The following is an 18,198-nucleotide window of genomic DNA, read 5'->3' on the forward strand; positions in this document are numbered from 1 at the left end:
TCTGCATTGAATCGAGTATCTGTACTGAAGTGGGTTAGGAATTTACGCTGATTAAGACTTAGCATCAGACAAGACCGATTCAAGCAGTTCTTTCAATTGTTCTTTCGAGATCGGTTTACGGATAAACCCCTTGATCCTTTTGAACTGTGCAGCTTTGTCCTCATCTGTAGGCAGTATCGAGGAAGTAAGGATAAACATCGGGATGTCCTGTGTGATCTGCAATTGTTCATATAGATGCAGAAATTCCCAGCCGTTCAGTACGGGCATGCTGATATCTACAAAGATGATATCGGGTAGCGGTTTATTGTGTTTTAGTGATTGGATCAATTCCAGCAATGCCACTTTTCCATTTGAGCAGGACTTTAGTTTTACAGGAACCCCGGTTTTTAGGGTGATTTTGTTAAAAATATATAGGTTGATTGGGTCATCATCAATCAGCATCAAGTTAATTTCCTTCATATATATTGTTTAACGCTTGTTTTTAGAAAAGGTTGTCATCATTTGGAAATTCATCTTTTCGTTGTTAAAGATAAACATAATTTGTTTGAGATTGCATTATCCATCAATTTTCGATCATAATCCATTTTAGACTATTTCTTTTATGCTTATGTTTACCAAACCTAAACATAACGGGGTTAACCAAATGTATTCCTGATGCTTCATCATGTATTTCCTGTTTGCCGTAGGTGAAAAAATCAATCAACATCCATCATTAAAAAACAATTAACGATCTCAATAATTATGATTAGTATTTCAAAACGCCTGTGGGGACACCTGGAAGGAAAAGACGTTTATTTGATAAAAATAGAAAACAGGCGCGGTTCTTATGTGGAAATTACCAACTACGGTGCTACGCTGGTCTCGGTGGTGACTCCAGATAAAAAGGGCGTCATGGGGAATGTAGTCTTGGGTTTTTCCGATCTTGAAGGTTATATGAACGACAGATGTTATATCGGATCGACCATTGGGCGGTTCGGCAACCGCATTGGAGGGGCTTGTTTTACGATGGATGGTGTACAGCATCAGCTGGATGCCAATGACCAGGGCAACTGTAACCACAGCGGATCGGCAGGCTTTAATTCCAAGGTCTTTGACATTGACATCAGGGAATCTGGCGTAACCTTTGGGCTGTTGAGTAAACATCTGGAGGGTGGTTTTCCGGGAAACCTACAAGTGCAGGTCATTTACCAGTGGACGGAGGAAGATGAACTTCAGATCAGCTATATTGCCACAACTGATCAGAAAACTGTGGTTAGCTGTACGAGTCATGCCTATTTCAACCTGGATACCGGATCGGCAGATGTTATAGATCATGAATTGACCATCGATGCCAGCAAAAGACTTGCCATTTGGGCAGATTACGTGCCCACCGGACTGATTATCCCTACAGCCAGTCTCTCCTTCAAACGGGAGCGGATCAGGGATAAGATGAAGGTGGTAAATGATGAGCCCTCGGGGATCAATGTGTTCTATGTACTCAATAAGAGAAAATATCCTTCTCCGGCATGTACACTCTCCAGCGGACGTTCCGGCAGGCAACTGAAGGTATTTACTTCTTATCCCGGCATGATGTTGTATACCGGGGATTTCCTGCCTAAGCCTTTTGCGGGAGTGGCCCTGGAATGCCAGCATTTTCCGGACAGCCCAAACCATACTAATTTCCCGTCGGCGGTACTTGAACCGGGTGATACTTATCATCATCATGTCTACTTTAAATTCGGTATGAATCCGGAAGTCTGATTATCGTACTGTGCTGATGCATGTTATCGTATTTTGTTGTATTATTTAAACATTTTTTAAATAAATCTGTTGTTAGAACGTTCTATTCTAAATTAACATTTTCATTTAAATATAATATGACGCTAAAAAAGACCTACGAAGCGTATCGTGAACAAACCAGACAAGTGGATTTTTCCTTTGACGTTGAATTGAATAGCCTGACTAAAGAGCTGTTGCAGGATGGAAGTGGATGGTACCGCGGACTTGCATTTTTAGATTATGCCATTGGGTTGCTGCCGGATAAAAAAGATCAGGTTACTGCATTTTACAGACGTCTGGTAACTGAAGGCCTGGACTTTAAAGCCAGTGTTTACCTCAATGATGAGGACTACGATTTTCATTTTACCACATTGATGGCCATTCTCGGGAAACTGGCGCTGCACGTACCTGAAGTGTATGCCCAGATGGCATTTCAGTTTCGCGACAACAGGATGTCGCACCGTGATCCGGAGAAAGTAAAATATTACCTGGAGAGGGCCATCGCTGAAGATGTAGAAGTGGCCATCGCTATAAAAGGTTATTTTATGTATTATGGTATCCTGTATGATGAAGATAGGGAAGGAGGACTGGCCATTCTGACAAGCTCAGATGATGCTGCGAAGCAGCTTTACCTCGGTTATATTGCTGTTGGCAAAGGTGATTTTGAAGAGGTACCTGCCATCATTGAAAAGGCCCGGGCCAACGACAATCCTATTGTCCGCAAAGGTTCTTTCCTGCTGGAAGGGGCCTACCTGGATGCAAGAAATGAATTTGAGGCTGCAAAGGCAGTATATGAGGAGCTGCTGAAGGAAATGCATTCTGAATTTGCTATGTTTCGCCTTGGTACGCTGGCTTTCTTCCAGGAAGGTGAAGACACCGGGCCTGCTGCCGGTTTTAAAATGTGGCAGGAAGCTTTTGAGAATGGCAGCATTGAGGCTTCCAGTTATCTTGGCTTTCATTCACTGCCGGTAACACGCGAGGATCTTGACTTTGATGCTTCCATTCACTGGTTTAAACTTGGACATGTCTATGGCAACAGCTTTGCCAACTATCGTCTGGCACTGATTTACCTTTTCGTGCCACACCTGCTTGATGTGGAGCAAGGCTTGAAATACCTGGATGCGGCGGTTGCCGAGCAGCTTCCGGATGCGCTGGTGGAAAAGGCAGAGCTCCTAATGGAAGGCCGACTGGTGGAAAAAGACGAGGCTGCGGCACTGGCATTGCTGGAAAAAGCAGCTACCTTCAATAATGCCTACGCCATCAACAGAATTGCTTATTTCTATGAGCATGGTATACTGGTGGCTGATGCACCGGATGTGGAAACAGCAATTTTTCATTATCAGAGGGCAGAAGAACTAAACTATCTGGGTGCAATCAATAACCTCGGAAGAATTTACAGGTATGGGATAAATGGTACTCCGGACCTGGAAAAGGCAATTGCGTTGTTCGAGCGAGGCCTTGCAATGGGATCGCCGTATTCAATGACAGAGATGGCTTTCCTTTACGAAGATGGCACCCTGGAGGCCGACTACCAAAAGGCTTTTGACTATTTCCATCAGGCGGCAACACTCGATTATCCTTTTGCCATACACATGACCGGCACTTACCTGGAAAATGGTTATCACAATCAGCAGCCCGACCCAGCATCCGCTTTTGAGTGGTATCAGAAAGGGGCGGCGCTCAATGATGCGAACTGCCTGTTTGCTGCCGGCCGTTGTTACCGCTTTGGGAATGGGGTGGAGGAAAATCCGGATAAGGCACTGGAATACTACCATCGCTCCGCAGAGCTGGGAGACCCCAAGGCTTATGTAGAGCTGGGACTTTGTTATGAGCAGGAATACGGTGTTTCTTTTGATGCACAGCAGGCAATGGATTATATGCAGCGGGCGGCAGATCTGGATTATTATTATGGACAGTATAAACTGGGCTACTATTATATGCATGGACTGGTGACTCAGGATACTAAAAAAGGCCTGGAGTTATTGGAGAAAGCCGCTGAAAAAGGATTTCCACAGGCCATGCTTGAGATTGGTGATTATTATCTGTATGATTACGACGATATTGATCAGTCGGCCAATGCCATTGGCTATTATCAACAGGCGCAGGAGCAAGGTGTGGTACATCATGGTTTGGGCTTATGTTATGAGTACGGAATTGGTATCGAACCCAATGCTGCAGAAGCGTTCAAGTATTACCAGCAGGGTGCAGAGCAGGGCTATACGCTGGCAAAATACCATGCTGGTAAATGTTTTCTGGAAGGTATTGGCGTGAAAGCCAATCCAGAGGAAGCCTTTAATTATTTCAAAGACGCTGCTGGCTACGGTGAAGCCGCTGCGCAGTATCATGCAGGACATATGCTGATGCAGGGTAAAGGTGTGGCCATGAATAAGGAAGAGGGGCTGAACTGGCTGAATACCGCTGCGGAAGAAAATTATGCGAACGCCCAGTATGCGCTTGGCAACTGTTACCTCATGGGCGATGGTGTGGAGGAAGATGAGGATCGTGCGATGTACTGGTTTGAACTTGCCGCAGATAATGGCCATGAAAAGGCAATGAAACTGACGGGCAGAAAGATGGCAAAATAATACGATGGAGGATAACCAATATTTATTCCAGGTGAACCTGAAGGGGATGATCTCCCTGTTATCGGAACACCTGTACAGCAACCCGAATACCTTCGTGAGAGAGCTGTTGCAGAATGGGATCGATGCCATTACCGCTCTCAAAACCCTTGATGAGCATCATGAAGGAGCATTGAACGTTCATCTTCCTGAGGAAGGACAACCTGAACTGGTTTTTGAAGACAATGGTATCGGTCTGAAAGAGGATGAGTTCCATCGTTTTCTGGCCGTGATTGGCGAGAGCTCAAAAAGAGATGCTTTTGAAGCTAAAGATTATATCGGGAAATTTGGGATCGGGCTGCTTTCCTGTTTTGTGGTAAGTGACGAGATTATCGTCGAATCGAGGTCTGCCTTTACGGAGCAGGCCTTCCGCTGGACGGGCAGAGCAGATGGTACTTATGAGGTGAGCCTGATCGCGGAACGGCGCAGCGTGGGAACCCGTGTTCGCTTACTTCCAAAGTCCGAGTTTGCACATCTGTTCAAAACGGATGTTTTCCAGAAAAACCTGTTGTATTATGGCGCCGCCTTGCCTGTGCCGGTTTATCTACAGGAGGGCGGACAGCGTATATGGGTAAATGAAGCGGGAGCGGTGTGGCTAGACACTGCTGCTGATAAACAAACCTTGCTGGATGTGGGAAAAAAGGTCTTTAACACCACTTTCCTCGATGCATTTCCGATCTCCTCACTAGAGGGAGCTGTGAAGGGCGTGGCGTATATTCTGCCTCATAAGATTCAGTTTACAGGCAGACAATCTCATCAGATTTACCTGAAGCGTATGTTCCTGACCGAGGAGGATGCTGGGTTGTTTCCTAAATGGGCATTTTTTATCCGTTGCATATTGAATACCGACGGACTGGATGCGACGGCATCACGTGAGTCGCTGGTCTATAACCAGACATTGAAGTCGGCAAAGCAGGAGATTTCGGATTCGATAAAGACTTATTTGAAGAACATTGGGTTGGTCAATCCGCAGGTATATCATCAGTTGATGGATACACATTACCTGCACCTGAAAGCCATCGCCGCCGAAGACAATGATCTGCTGAGGGTTTTGTATCAGGATCTTCCTTTTGAAACCAATAAGGGCATCCGCAATTTCAGACACATCAGGGAGGCCACGGATGCGATTTATTATACACCTAACATTGATGATTTCAAACAGGTACAGCGCATTGCCGGCGCACAGGGGATCCTCATCATCAACGCAGCTTATACCTTTGAGGAGCAGCTGCTGAAGCGCATCCAGCGGATTGACCCTGAGTGTAAGGCGACTGTAGTGAGTCCCGCAAGTCTGATGCAGTCTTTCCATGGTGTGGATACTTCCGGAGATATAAAGCTCGCGGATCTGGAAAACAGAGCCTCGGCGGTGTTGAAGGAGTTTCACTGTGAATGCAAGCTGAAGCGCTTTAATCCCTCGGATACGCCAGCAATTTATATTCTTCCGCAGGATATTGGCACAATGGATAAAAAGCAGCAGGTGTCGGCAAACAACCCGCTTGCGTCGGCTCTGGGGGCCTTTGCGCCGAAAAAGAAAACAGAGCAGCCACAGCTTTGTCTGAATATGGACAACAAGCTGGTGCAAAGCCTACTGTCTATCCGGGATCCGTACGTATTTCCCGCGATTGTGCAGCTGATCTATGTGCAGTCGCTACTGCTGGGCAAGTACCCGGTGACAGAAAAAGAAATGAATTTGTTTAATGAAGCCCTTCATAGCCTGGTGATCATGGGCATGGAGAATTTTATCAATATTTAAGAGCTCATGAGGTATACTTTAGAAATACAAAAATTGATGAACCGCGCAGAGCAGGAAAACATTCATCCTAAAGATGCGGCGAAGTTGCTGGTCAGTGCGATCCAGATTGCTGATGCAAATGACGATGTAGAACTTGGCTATGAGCTGCGCTCGGAACTGATGGACAAGGAATTCGGACTTGGCGGACGTGGCGAGTTTGTGAATGCCTTCAGCTGGATGCTCAATGCTTATGATGCAGAACCGGACAATTATCCTGTGGAGGACCTCCTCTGGAAGTACAAATGGATCATCGATGAGGTGCATTCCAATCCGGAGATTCCACTGGACCAGATTTCGCAGATCCTGGACGACTACAAACGTCGTGTGGAAGAGCAGGGCATAGGATTGCGGTCTTACTACAGCAAGCTGCTCAACGAAGCGCTGTACCAGGAGGATGAAGCGAAAAGTAAAAAATATCTGGAGTTGGTAAATTCGCTCCCTATTGATGATCTGAGTGACTGCAGGGCCTGTGAAATGGATGCTGAAGTCTCAGTATTGATTGTGGGCGATGATTTTAAAGGTGCCTATGAAAAAGCGCAGCCGCTGTTGAAAAAACAGTTTTCCTGTGCACACGTTCCGGTGATTACCTCGTGCCAGTTATGTTATAGCGCGGTAAAATCGGGAGAAATGAACCGTGCTGCTGAGTTGTTCGTGGCGGCCGACGAGGATCTGCAGGATGCGGAGAATGATTCTTCACTTGTCAGTTCTGTAGCCATGCTGATCGTTTATTTGTTTCATACGGATAAAGAAAAGGGATGGCAATACCTGGAAAAATACCTGCCATGGACAATCGATGTGAAAGCCAGTCTGCAGTTTTTCTCTGCGATGCATATTGCCGAAGCTTTAAAACAGGCGGATCAGGATGAGACTGTGACGCTGGAACTGCCGGAGGAACATCCGCTGTTCGTGGCAGAAGGAATGTATATGGTGAAAACACTCTATCAATATTATTTTGATCTTGCCGAGTCTACGAGCCGTCTTTTTGATGCCCGCAATGGCAATGAGAATTTTTCCATACAACTAAAAAAAGCGCTTAATTAAGCGCTTTTTTTAGTTGTATTCTCCCGTCGCATTTATTGGTTCTCCCGTTGGACTTATTTATTCCTTTTGTAGTTGTTGTTGCCTAAAAAATCTTCTATATGGTTCTGATGTTCCACAGAGTGGTATTCACGTTGGTAGTAATTGGTAGAACTGCCATAGCTGTATATTCGGTACCAGTGTACCCGTTATAAGACCCATTGGAATTCCAGTCGGGGAAGCCCCCCAGAATCCCGGACTCACAGATCAACTTTTGGTGTGTAAAATCATGCCCATTTATTACAAAGTAAATGGGCCGAAATGTTGAACAGCTGATGTGTGCCAGAAATGATTGGCATTATTTTTAACGTTTTACAAATATGATTAAACAAAAGCATCTCCTAATTCAAAAAATAAGTCCGTTTATCTGGTGTTTGGTGCTGGTTGCGGTTTTTATATCCTCCTGTAAGCGGAAGGAACGATCAGACATTTCCAAGGTTTTATTTTCAGAGACCAGGAATAAGGTTTTTAAGGACCTCAATCCAGATACTTTCGCTGTTGTGATGGAACGTCTGTTAGAAAGCGGAAAGGTGAAATTGAGTAACCCAAAACTGATTACCTCGTTTTATACTTCACATGATTTTGAACCGGTACTTGTTTTACAACATCTTCCGAAAGAGGGATTGAAGGTGGTTCCTGAATATTTTCAACGCGTAAGTGAGCATGGGCTCGAGCCTGCGATGTTCAAGGCAAAGGAGTTGGGAAAGCTGACAGCGCAGTTTTATAATAAAAAAGCAATCCAATCAAAAGAAGAGGCCTACCAACAGCTTGCCCTGCTGGAGCTCACGCTTGCCAATTCAGTGATCGATTACAGTAATGCCTTGCAGTATGGAATCCTTAGTCCACGCCGGATTTATGCCAACTACTATACGGAGACCAAGAGACCAGACAGTATATCTATGAGCCATGTTTTTCAGCTGAAAGAGCTGAAGCCTTATCTGGACAGTATTCAGCCAAAGGATCCGCAATACCTGGCCCTGCAAGAGGCATTGCGCCAGGGCGCCATGGGGCAGGGCATGAATAAAGAAGAGTCATCGCGTGTGCTGAAAGCAAACCTTGAACGGCTGAGGTGGAAGAATAAGCCGACACAGCAAAAATATGTGTTAGTCAATATTGCAGACTTTACGCTGGATGTAGTAGATAACAACAAGTCTGTATTGAAGATGAAGGTTTGTGTTGGCGAGGGCAGGAATGAAAACTTTAAGGATAGGGTACTGAAGGAATATGATGAAACAGGATTGAAGAAGGACAGGCCTTTTTCCCGGGAAACACCGCAGCTGAACAGCATGATCCACAGTGTTCAGGTCAATCCGGTATGGAACATTCCAGAGAGTATTGCAACGAAGGAGATTTCCCGTTATGCGGCGAAAGACAGGTTTTACCTGTCAAACAACAACATTGATGTGTTTGAAAATGGAAAACGCATTGAAGATCCCGAAACGATTGATTTTTCAGCCGGAGATGCCGGAAGCCGTTATACTTTTAAACAGCGTCCGGGTAACGACAACTCTCTTGGAAAAATCAAATTTCTATTTAAGAATGATGAGAGTGTTTACCTCCACGATACTCCAGCGAAGGCAGCCTTCGATCTGCCAGTAAGGGCGGTGAGTCATGGTTGTGTACGAGTGGAAAAACCTTCAGAACTCGCAAAAGCACTTTTTGGAGACGGACAGAAATATCAGACCATTCAAAAAGAAATGCAGAGCAAGCAGCCTGTTGCAAAAGATATCTCATTGAGTCCCCAGGTGCCGGTTTACCTTACTTACTTTACGGCATGGAAGGATGAGCAGGGAAACATGCAGTTTAGAAAAGATATCTACGGATTGGATATTGTGCTGGACAGCTATCTTCAACGCCTGGGTAGCCTGAGTCAGGGTTAACAGTTAGCTGGCATAAACTGGTAAAAGCACTTTACTCATTATCGATACCGGACATTGATAAACGATTAGTTAAGGATTTTAATGCAACCGGGAACCTTAAGGGTTCCCGGTTTTAAATCAAGTAATCTTTTCAGATTAATATGTGAGCTAACTCTCTGGGATGGTTACTGTTACCGGTGGCAAAGGCGTCAGAACTTTCAGTTGCGCAAAATCAGCAGCCACATGCTCATCGAGGAATCGGGAAGTGTATTGCTTAGCACTGCTATTGATGAAAAGTACCGTTTTACCTTCGATGGTATCAATCACCGTGTTCGCCAGTTCCTGTGCTACTGCAGGACAACCCTGACTTCTTCCGAGTCTGCCTAAAGCATTGATGGTGCCCTGTCCTACATACGAAGCGCCGTGGACAACAATTGACCTGCTACGGGCATTGTCGTTAAATCCCGCATCCATACCATCTAATCTGAGTGATTTCCCATGTTTTCCTGTGTATATCTCTCCGGTTACATAAAATCCAATGCTGCTCTGATAGGAATCATTTACGTTTGAAAACTGGGTTGCTTTATCTGCACCGCTGTGCTGTCCATGTGCCACCCAGGTATTCAATATAACTTTCTTCTGATCCAGATCAATGATCCACAGTCGCTTGGAGCTGCTGAGCATGTCCATGTCAGCAACGCTGATTACCGACTTCGTCCCCGAAAGTTTTCCTGCATTCTTCAGATTGTAAAAACCAGTAAGTGCACGTTCAAACACTTCCATTCTGAGACCCGAATCTTCGACATGTAAGGAGTCATAAAGATCACTGACGTAATGATCATAGATGGATTGCTCCGTTGGGGTCCTTTTTCTGACTTTTTTCTCTATAGGAGACTTCCAGCCAAGACTAAACAAGGAGAATGTGATTAAAGTGATGCCCAATCCGCCTAAAATGTATTTTCTCATAGAATTGAATTTATTTTTTTTAACTCTGTGTGTGGATACTTTTGTCAGGTAATTTTTCTGCGTCAAATAGATTTTGTTTAAGATGTTTATTATTTGGTTAAACAAATATACGCAATTTGATTACTGCGATTCAAAATATATGATGCTTTTACGGTAAGATGACGATTCTCGCGCGAACGTTTCAACCACTTATTTTATTGCATTTCAGAGGATTGAATAACATTTCCTGCTTTTTTTGCCCTTTTGTCGAGTAGGGTGCCTATCAATGCTCCGATGGCAAGGCCGATCGGGATGCCCATGGCTATATTTTTAAGCGGCAGTCCGAAAGGGATTCCCAATGCTATGCCCATGGGTAACCAGATGGCCAGGTGATGTCCTTTGGGAATCATGTTAAATTTCTTCATGATGTAACTGTTGTAATCCGCGATGAGTTTCTGATAAGCTTTACTTTTTAACTTTCCCTTGTCGTCCCTTTTTGGCAACTCTGTAAGGAGGGTTTCAGTTTTTACCTTAAATTCGTTGAGGTCCTGTTCATTTTTTATCCGCGCGGGCACAAGTTCTATTGCCCCTTTTATATAATCCAGGCTCCATACTTTAAGCTCTGTTTCGGTGAAAGAGGAAGTGTTGTCAGCTAAACTGAGCAGTTGTGCAGTTTGCCAGGCAGTGGTTTGGTTCGTGGTTTGATCCATTATGTTCATGTAGTGGGGCTTCTGATAAATATAGCGTTTAGATCTTATTTACTTTTTTTTGCAACAAATATTTTTTCGCATGTTCTGTACGCTAAATAATGGTGTTGTGTAGGAGAACAACGGTGCTTATGAATTTTAGGATCGTTATCCCAATTTCATTTACCCTGTCTTCATAACATAAAGAAGCTTTACTAATTATGCATAGTGGCCACTCTTATTTCTTCGATATAAAAGGGATTAGGAAAATTGTTACTGTTTTTAGTCATTTTTATGCTTAAAAACTATATTTGGTTATGAGAAGATATTTATGTGCACTGGTAGCATTATTTCTGATGAGCTGCGGTTCTGGTGATCAGCAAGAAAATATGGCCGCTGCTGGCCTGAAAGCAGATTCGTTAAATGCCGAAAATTTGACGTCTGATTCTGCGGCTACGACTGTGCAGGTAACGCCTTTGCAGTTGCTTGACAGCACTCTGACTGCCGGCCAGTTGCCGGCATCCATCAAGTACAAAGGCGTATTTAAGCAAGGACTTCGTTTCCTGGATGCCAGCGGCGAGCAGTTGCTGGTTTGTTCAGAGGTAGAACCTTATGATCCTGCGAAAGAAGGTGAGGATTACCTGGGCTCAAATGTGGCCTTATATGCCACGCTGTTTAAGAAATCCGGAACAGGTTACATTAGACAATGGCAGGTTTATGACTTCATCTCCGAATGCCCTGTGGAGCTGTTGGCGAAGTTTATCCCGTCGACCATCCAGTTGACGGACCTCAATGAAAACGGCCATGCAGAAGTCTGGATGGTGTATCAGACCACCTGTCAGGGGGATGTGAGTCCTCAGACAATGAAACTGATCATGTACGAATCAGGAAAGAAACATGCCGCTAAGGGAGAAAACAGAATTATGGTGGGGACGGAAATGGAAACAGGTGGCAAGATGAATATGGATGATGCCTTCAAGCTTGCAGACCAACGCATTTCCGATTATGCGAAAAGGCTCTGGAAGAAAAATGAGTCCTATACCTTTCAGGATTAAGGAAAAGAAAAACCTCGATAGTGTTTGATCATCATCCTGATTATCCTCATACTGAGCACAGGGGCATCCATGTCAATAAACGGATGTTCATGCTTTCCCATAAATAATCTCCAGCATGGTTCTTTTGCAGGTTTTTTTATTTTCTTATCATAGATCAAAATTGGAATACTTTTGAATGTGCATTTTTGCATTACACAACATTTAAGTGTTTAAATCAGTTATTAAAGAAAAACAAAACAAACATGAAAAAGACAATTGTTTTATTATTAAGCGTAGCAGTTCTTGCAGCATGTAACAATGCCCAGAACAGCAATCAGGCAGCTACAGGTGAAGCTCAGGAAGCCTCGGCTGCGGCAGGAGAATCATTTAAAGTAGACTCAGTTAGCCACATCGGCTGGCATGCTACCCATAAAGGTGGTGTAGAGCCACATGATGGTACGATTGCAGTATCTGAGGGTCGGGTGACTGTTGACAGTGGCAAAGTGACTGGTGGTGCATTTACTTTTGATGTTGCAAATATCAAAGATACTGACATTCAAGATGCTGAAAAAAGAGGACAATTAGAAGGACACTTGAAAAGCCCTGATTTCTTTGACACTGCAAAATTCCCTACTGCAAAATTTGAAATCACAAAGGTAGAGCCATTTGATGCTGCCAAAGCAACATCTGACCTTCCTGGCGCAACTGATATTGTAAGTGGTAACCTTACTTTCAAAGACAGCACATTGAACGTAACTTTCCCTGCAAAGATTGTGGTGACTGAAACTGGTGCACAGATCGATGCTAAATTTAACATCGACAGAACTGCATGGGGTCTGAACTACAAAGGTCCAAACAATCCTCAGGATTGGATGATTTCTAAAGAAGTAGGATTGACAATTGCTGTTAAAGCTGCTAAATAAATAAGACATAAATTATTTATAAAAACTGGCTGTCCGGGAATATCGGACAGCCAGTTTTTTTATTTTGGCAGCTGAAATTAAAAGCCTTATTTCGCTTTTTGCGACTTTTCCAGGTGCGTATCAATTAGCTTGACCATGGCAGCAAATTCTTCAGCCATGAAACCGATAGATTGATAGATAATCTTTCCACTTTCATCAACAATGATATTTCTGGGTATAGACTGCGTGGCGAACTTGCTGAAGATCCCCCTGTTTAGATCCGGTAGGATGGGAAAGGTAAAACCCTTCTGTATTTTGAAAGGATCCAGCTTTTCCCATCCTTCCTCACGTCCGAAGACGAAAAAAGCGAAGTTTGAGTTCGACTGGTGTTTTTCCCAGATTTGTTTCTGTACGAGCGGAAGTTCTGTATTGCATGGAGGACACCACGTGGCAAAAAGATTGATCAGGATCAGTTTGCCCTTGTAATCCGCAATGTTTACCGTCTTTCCTTTTTCCAGTTCAAAGGTAAACTGTGGAACCTGATCACCAATTTTGGTAAGTGTACTGGTATCTTCCTGAGATGCAGCAGCAAAGGGTAGGGCAAGGAAGAGCAATGCCCATTTGATGAATTTCATATTTCAGTTTATGTTAAGGGGTTGTCTGTCTTAAAATTACACAAAAAAAAGATTAAAACTCAAGTGTATATTTTTGTGCCCTTAAACTGGTGCTAACCTTTGTGGAAAACGGAATCTCTGCGTTTTGTGGTCGAAGAGGTTAAAAAGCTTTATCTTAGAATCCAATAAATTTTAAGCGTAAAAGAAATGGATCAGGAAGTTATCTCAGCTACACAGTCAGTCATTGAACAGGAAGCAAAATATGGTGCCCATAATTATAAACCACTGCCGGTGGTATTGACCAGGGGAGAAGGTGTTTATGTATGGGACGTGGAAGGAAAACAGTATTATGATTTTCTTTCTGCCTATAGTGCCGTAAATCAGGGGCATTGCCACACGAAGATCATTGCTGCGTTGGTGAAACAGGCAGGGATGATCAACCTGACCTCGCGTGCCTTTTACAATGACCAGCTGGGCAAGGCTGAAGCATACGTCTGCAAATACTTTGGATATGATAAGTCGCTGTTTATGAACTCAGGTGCTGAGGCTGTGGAAACAGCGATCAAGCTGGTTCGCAAGTGGGGGTATTTGAAAAAGGGCATTCCTGCGGATGCGGCAAAAATCCTGGTGCTGAGCAGCAACTTTCACGGGCGTACCACAGGGATCATTTCTTTTTCTACAGATCCGGACAGCACAACAGGCTTCGGGCCAATGATGCCTGGCTACGAAGTGATTCCATTTGGTGATCTTGACGCCCTGGAGAATAGCCTGAAGCGTGATCCTAATATATGCGGGTTCCTGATGGAGCCCATTCAGGGAGAGGCAGGGGTGATGGTGCCGGAGGAAGGATACCTGAAAAAAGCACAGGAACTGTGCAGGCAGTACCAGGTGAAACTCATTACAGATGAGATCCAGACCGGCATAGGCCGTACCGGCCGTTTGCTGGCTGCTTATTACGATGACGTTCATGCAGATGTCCTGATTCTGGGCAAAGCTCTTTCTGGAGGGGTGCTTCCTGTATCCGCAGTGTTGTGTGATGACGAAATCATGCTTTGTATTCAGCCCGGTGAACATGGTTCTACCTTCGGTGGAAATCCGATGGCCGCTGCAGTGACTATGGCAAGCCTTCAGGTAATTGAGGAGGAAGGGCTGACCGATAATGCCTTTAATATGGGGCTGGTCTTTAGGGAACGTATGAAAGCCCTGCAGGAGAGACGCCCTGACCTGATCGCCGCAGTACGCGGTAAAGGACTGTTGAATGCGATACAGATTGTGCCGGATGCATCGTCAGGATCGGCTTCGGAGGTTTGTCTGAAATTGATGGAAAGTGGTTTGTTGTGTAAACCTACCCATCAGCATACCATCCGTTTTTCACCTCCTCTGGTGATCAATAAAGAGCAGATGGAAGAGAGCTGCAAGATTATTGAAGAGGTACTAACGAACTTTTAAACAGCTTCATTATTTCTTTGATGGTTTAAGCAGAAGTAATAAAAAACAGGAAATCATTGTTGAAATGGTTTCCTGTTTTTTATGGTAGGAATAAATTTGTTTTGCTGCTGAGGTAATCAAAAGATACCTGACCTATCAGAGTGCGCTTTTTACTTTTTGTTGCTGCTCCAGCTGCATTTTCAGTTCTGTAAGTTCCTGTTGTGCCTGTTTATTTTCAAAATAGAAGTACAGGGCAAAAAACAGAAAAATCTTGCTGAGCAGGAATACAGCACCAAATATCCATCTCCAAATTTTATGTACCCGGATCTGGTTAGAGGTTCCCTGAACCTCTATAAAGCCCTGATCTGCACCTTTAGACCTGCCAAGGCGGTCGGGAGGAGGAGGGGGACTAACGATGAGTTCGCTGATATTGCGTTCAATGCGATCCCATACCTCCGGCGGAGGTTCTATTGATCCATGGTCTGCAATTTGCGCAAAGTTGATCTCAAGTCTGGCAATTTCTTCGGCGACGCGTGAATGCTCTCTTTGCATGAACTGCACATCTGCTGATTCACGTTTATTCGTTGCACCCAATATGTAGGCTTCTAAGATGCCACTGTTCAGGTATTCGTTAATTTCCACGTTCTTTTCTAATTATGGCGAAGGCCTCTCTCAAGGCTTTCCGGATTGAATCTTCTGTTTGATGGAGTGCGGCTGATAATGAGGCGGTGGATTTACCCTCATAATAAATGGCGCAAAAAACCTGTTTCTGGAGGTCGCTGAGCTGATCCAGGTAAGCATTGCTGTATTGATTATTGAGGGCAGTAGTGGTGGTACTGGGGATTTGTTTTTCTGCGGTAAAAGCCAGCAATTGATTTTTGGCAAATCGCTGTAGCTGACACCAGGTGCTGGTTCCATTCCAATTGATGTCGTCGAATTGAATAGATACTGCGGAGAAAATTTTCTCCAGGTAATCTTCGGCAACACGGTGGTCTTTGACCACATCATAGATGTATCCTAATAACATTCCGGCATGTGTTTCATATAAACTGCGGATGTCGGTTGGCCGGTTATTGGCCAGTATTTGTGGAGGATGTTCCAACATATAATAGTTCTTTATACTGATATTTAATCCCCGTTTCAAGTCATCAAAGAAACGAACTACAGTAAATTTATATAAAGTTTGTCATATTAAAAACAATCAGGACTATTTCTAATGTTCATTTTGTTCATTGTGAATGTTAAACAAAATTAAACCATGTGGATTTAAAGTCATATCCTTAACCAAGGGCGGCATTCTTTAGCAATACTCTCTAAATTTGTACTTTCTTCAATAAATATGAAAAAACTACTCACTACACCATATTCAGTACTTGATCTCGCTACCGTGATTCAGGGAAAAACACCGGCTGATACTTTTCGGAAAAGTGTCGACATGGCCAGACATGCTGAGGATTTGGGTTATACCCGTTATTGGCTCGCTGAGCATCACAATATGGTCAGTGTGGCCAGCTCCGCGACATCGGTAGTCATCGGTCACATCGCGGGAGCAACAAATACCATCAGGGTGGGGTCAGGCGGAATCATGCTGCCGAACCATTCTCCACTGGTCATCGCAGAGCAGTTCGGTACTTTGGAGTCCATGTATCCAGGACGTATTGACCTGGGATTGGGTCGTGCACCAGGTACGGATCAGGTGACCGCAATGGCCATCCGTGGTGAACAACGGTTCCAGGCGGCACAGAGCTTTCCTCAGGATGTGCTGAAGCTGCAGGCTTATTTTTCCGCAGAGAACAGTCGCAGCAGCGTCCGCGCCATTCCGGGAGAAGGTTTGGAGATCCCAATGTGGATTCTTGGATCGAGTACAGACAGCGCCCATCTGGCAGCCGCATTAGGTCTTCCTTATGCTTTCGCCAGCCACTTTGCACCTGCACAGTTTCTGACGGCCATCAACATTTATAGGGAGAAGTTTAAACCTTCTGACCGCTTGAAGGAGCCTTATGTATTGGCATGCATCAATGTGGTTGCTGCGGATACTGACGAGGAAGCCAACAGACTTGCTACTTCTTTGTATCAAATGTTCAAGGGTGTCATCAGTGGTAAACGCCAGCTGTTACAGCCGCCGGTAGATAGCATGGACGAGGTCTGGACAGACTATGAAGCAGAACAGGTAAACCAGATGCTGGCCTGTACGTTTGTAGGTAGCAAGGCTACCATTAAGCAGGATATGGAGGAATTTCTGAAACAAACTCAGGTGGATGAAATTATGGCTTCCGCACATATTTTTGACCATGCGGCAAAGATGAAGTCATATGGCATCTTCTCTGAAGTATTTAACGAAGAATAGTCAATAAGTCTCAAACCAAATACATAAAAAAGGCCGTCCGAATCTCTCCGGAAGGCCTTTTTTATGTAGGGAACGCTAGTGCTTTACTGCGGCATTGATCTTTTCCTGGATCGCTCTCCAATCGTAAAAATGGAATACTTTGCCATTGCTCATGGCGACAAAAAGTCCTTTAGGGAATTTTGGGCCCAGGTTGATGTTGCTGACCTCGGAACCATCACTTTCAATGGTAGATACCGGTACTTCTGCGATCAGCGGATGCAGGTTTGCATTGCCATCTTTACCCTCACGCGGATATACCATAAAGGTATTTTTCTGTTGGTTTGAGACCAGGATGTATCCGGTTGAGGGACCTGTTTTGTAGATGGAGATGCCTTCATGATCACTCACGAAACCTGTATCTGCAAATAAAGCCAGTTCTTCATTTCCTTTTGAGGGATCAGCGTGGTATTTATGAACACCTACGGTTTCATCAGAATAGTAGATGAAGCCAGACTCATTGTCGACAGCAATGGCTTCAATCTCTTTCTTACCGCTGTATTTACCAAACTTTCTGATCAGCTCGGCTTTCACCGCGCCCGTACCGTCATCGGTTAACTTGTACTGCCACAAGTATTCATTTGCGGGACCTGATTTTCTACCTACGATGGCGTAGATGCTGCTGTCTGCTGCAGTATAGAGGGCAATACCCATTGGATCGCGGGTACTTTCACCCGCAAAAACTTCAATTCCTCCATTATCTACCGCTTTCAGGTCTGGCATGCTGTATACGCGGATCTTGTTGGTTTCGCGCTCTGTGGCAACGGCAATGTCTACTTTTTTACCGGATAACTTCAGGCCGTAAGCGATGTCAACGTTATTCGGTCTTTTGAGATCTTTAACCTTATTGATGATCTTTCCATCAAGGTTGTACACGTACAGGCCACCGTTAGTGTCTTTGTCTGTACCTACAATCAGGCTTTGAAGGGTATCGGCGCTGTTGATCCAGATGGCAGGATCATCAGTGTCGTAACCCACAGTATCAGTAATCACAACAGGTTTCAGTGCATCCGGAGCAACAGTTGCGCGTTTGCTGTTACAGGCTATTGCTGCGATGGCAATAACCGGCAGGGCATAATATATTTTTTTGATCATCGGG

The 18,198-nt window shown here is 44.5% G+C and carries 16 protein-coding genes; 9 read left to right on the forward strand and 7 right to left on the reverse strand.

The window, feature by feature from the left end; translation table 11 throughout:
• Positions 1–51: 51 nt before the first annotated feature.
• Positions 52–459: a response regulator gene (locus tag PBAL39_RS10790; protein WP_008241263.1), complete on the reverse strand. Its 408-nt coding sequence runs from the start codon at positions 457–459 to the stop codon at positions 52–54.
• A gap of 282 nt (positions 460–741) precedes the next feature.
• Between PBAL39_RS10790 and PBAL39_RS10795 the strand changes: the two genes are divergently transcribed.
• The 5 genes from PBAL39_RS10795 to PBAL39_RS10815 all read left to right on the forward strand — a co-directional run bounded on the left by PBAL39_RS10795 (position 742) and on the right by PBAL39_RS10815 (position 9,128).
• Entirely contained in the window at positions 742–1,740 is a 999-nt protein-coding gene (locus tag PBAL39_RS10795; protein ID WP_008241267.1) for an aldose epimerase family protein, read from the forward strand.
• 116 nt (positions 1,741–1,856) lie between these two features.
• On the forward strand, positions 1,857–4,343 hold the full coding sequence (locus PBAL39_RS10800; RefSeq protein ID WP_008241268.1) for a tetratricopeptide repeat protein: 2,487 nt from the start codon (positions 1,857–1,859) through the stop codon (positions 4,341–4,343).
• Between the two features lie 4 nt (positions 4,344–4,347).
• Positions 4,348–6,132 carry an HSP90 family protein gene (locus tag PBAL39_RS10805; protein ID WP_008241269.1) on the forward strand — a complete coding sequence of 595 codons (1,785 nt, stop codon included), beginning with the start codon at positions 4,348–4,350 and terminating at the stop codon, positions 6,130–6,132.
• 6 nt (positions 6,133–6,138) lie between these two features.
• The gene (locus PBAL39_RS10810; RefSeq protein ID WP_039866444.1) at positions 6,139–7,212 is read left to right on the forward strand and encodes a hypothetical protein; all 1,074 of its coding nucleotides are present in this window, start codon (positions 6,139–6,141) and stop codon (positions 7,210–7,212) included.
• Positions 7,213–7,568: 356 nt separating this feature from the next.
• On the forward strand, positions 7,569–9,128 hold the full coding sequence (locus PBAL39_RS10815) for a L,D-transpeptidase family protein (protein ID WP_039866445.1): 1,560 nt from the start codon (positions 7,569–7,571) through the stop codon (positions 9,126–9,128).
• Between the two features lie 147 nt (positions 9,129–9,275).
• Here PBAL39_RS10815 and PBAL39_RS10820 read toward each other — a convergent pair whose 3' ends face one another.
• On the reverse strand, positions 9,276–10,073 hold the full coding sequence (locus PBAL39_RS10820) for a murein L,D-transpeptidase catalytic domain family protein (protein WP_050784341.1): 798 nt from the start codon (positions 10,071–10,073) through the stop codon (positions 9,276–9,278).
• Positions 10,074–10,267: 194 nt separating this feature from the next.
• Entirely contained in the window at positions 10,268–10,762 is a 495-nt protein-coding gene (locus PBAL39_RS24655) for a hypothetical protein (RefSeq protein ID WP_008241273.1), read from the reverse strand.
• 293 nt (positions 10,763–11,055) lie between these two features.
• Between PBAL39_RS24655 and PBAL39_RS10830 the strand changes: the two genes are divergently transcribed.
• Both PBAL39_RS10830 and PBAL39_RS10840 read left to right on the forward strand, forming a co-directional pair.
• Entirely contained in the window at positions 11,056–11,793 is a 738-nt protein-coding gene (locus PBAL39_RS10830) for a M949_RS01915 family surface polysaccharide biosynthesis protein (protein WP_008241275.1), read from the forward strand.
• Positions 11,794–12,035: 242 nt separating this feature from the next.
• Complete coding sequence (locus PBAL39_RS10840) at positions 12,036–12,695, forward strand: YceI family protein (RefSeq protein ID WP_008241288.1); 660 nt, start codon at positions 12,036–12,038, stop codon at positions 12,693–12,695.
• Positions 12,696–12,781: 86 nt separating this feature from the next.
• On the opposite strand, the gene PBAL39_RS10845 is transcribed toward PBAL39_RS10840, so the two are convergent.
• Positions 12,782–13,309 carry a TlpA disulfide reductase family protein gene (locus PBAL39_RS10845; protein WP_008241290.1) on the reverse strand — a complete coding sequence of 176 codons (528 nt, stop codon included), beginning with the start codon at positions 13,307–13,309 and terminating at the stop codon, positions 12,782–12,784.
• A gap of 186 nt (positions 13,310–13,495) precedes the next feature.
• Between PBAL39_RS10845 and rocD the strand changes: the two genes are divergently transcribed.
• Positions 13,496–14,737, forward strand: a complete 1,242-nt coding sequence (gene rocD, locus PBAL39_RS10850; RefSeq protein ID WP_008241292.1) for an ornithine--oxo-acid transaminase — start codon at positions 13,496–13,498, stop codon at positions 14,735–14,737.
• A 135-nt stretch (positions 14,738–14,872) separates the two neighbouring features.
• On the opposite strand, the gene PBAL39_RS10855 is transcribed toward rocD, so the two are convergent.
• Together PBAL39_RS10855 and PBAL39_RS10860 are read right to left on the reverse strand one after the other, a co-directional pair.
• Positions 14,873–15,358 (reverse strand): hypothetical protein, encoded by a 486-nt coding sequence (locus PBAL39_RS10855; protein ID WP_008241293.1) that lies wholly within the window; start codon positions 15,356–15,358, stop codon positions 14,873–14,875.
• Positions 15,348–15,821, reverse strand: a complete 474-nt coding sequence (locus tag PBAL39_RS10860) for an RNA polymerase sigma factor (protein ID WP_008241294.1) — start codon at positions 15,819–15,821, stop codon at positions 15,348–15,350. Before PBAL39_RS10860 ends, PBAL39_RS10855 begins: the two co-directional genes overlap by 11 nt.
• A 234-nt stretch (positions 15,822–16,055) precedes the next feature.
• On the opposite strand from PBAL39_RS10860, the gene PBAL39_RS10865 reads away from it, so the two are divergent.
• Positions 16,056–17,063, forward strand: a complete 1,008-nt coding sequence (locus PBAL39_RS10865; protein ID WP_008241295.1) for an LLM class flavin-dependent oxidoreductase — start codon at positions 16,056–16,058, stop codon at positions 17,061–17,063.
• A 75-nt stretch (positions 17,064–17,138) separates the two neighbouring features.
• Here the strand turns inward: PBAL39_RS10865 and PBAL39_RS10870 are convergent, their stop codons facing one another.
• The gene (locus tag PBAL39_RS10870) at positions 17,139–18,194 is read right to left on the reverse strand and encodes a phytase (protein ID WP_008241296.1); all 1,056 of its coding nucleotides are present in this window, start codon (positions 18,192–18,194) and stop codon (positions 17,139–17,141) included.
• Between the last annotated feature and the right edge of the window lie 4 nt (positions 18,195–18,198).

The organism is Pedobacter sp. BAL39 (assembly GCF_000170795.1).
Taxonomy (GTDB): Bacteria; Bacteroidota; Bacteroidia; order Sphingobacteriales; family Sphingobacteriaceae; genus Pedobacter.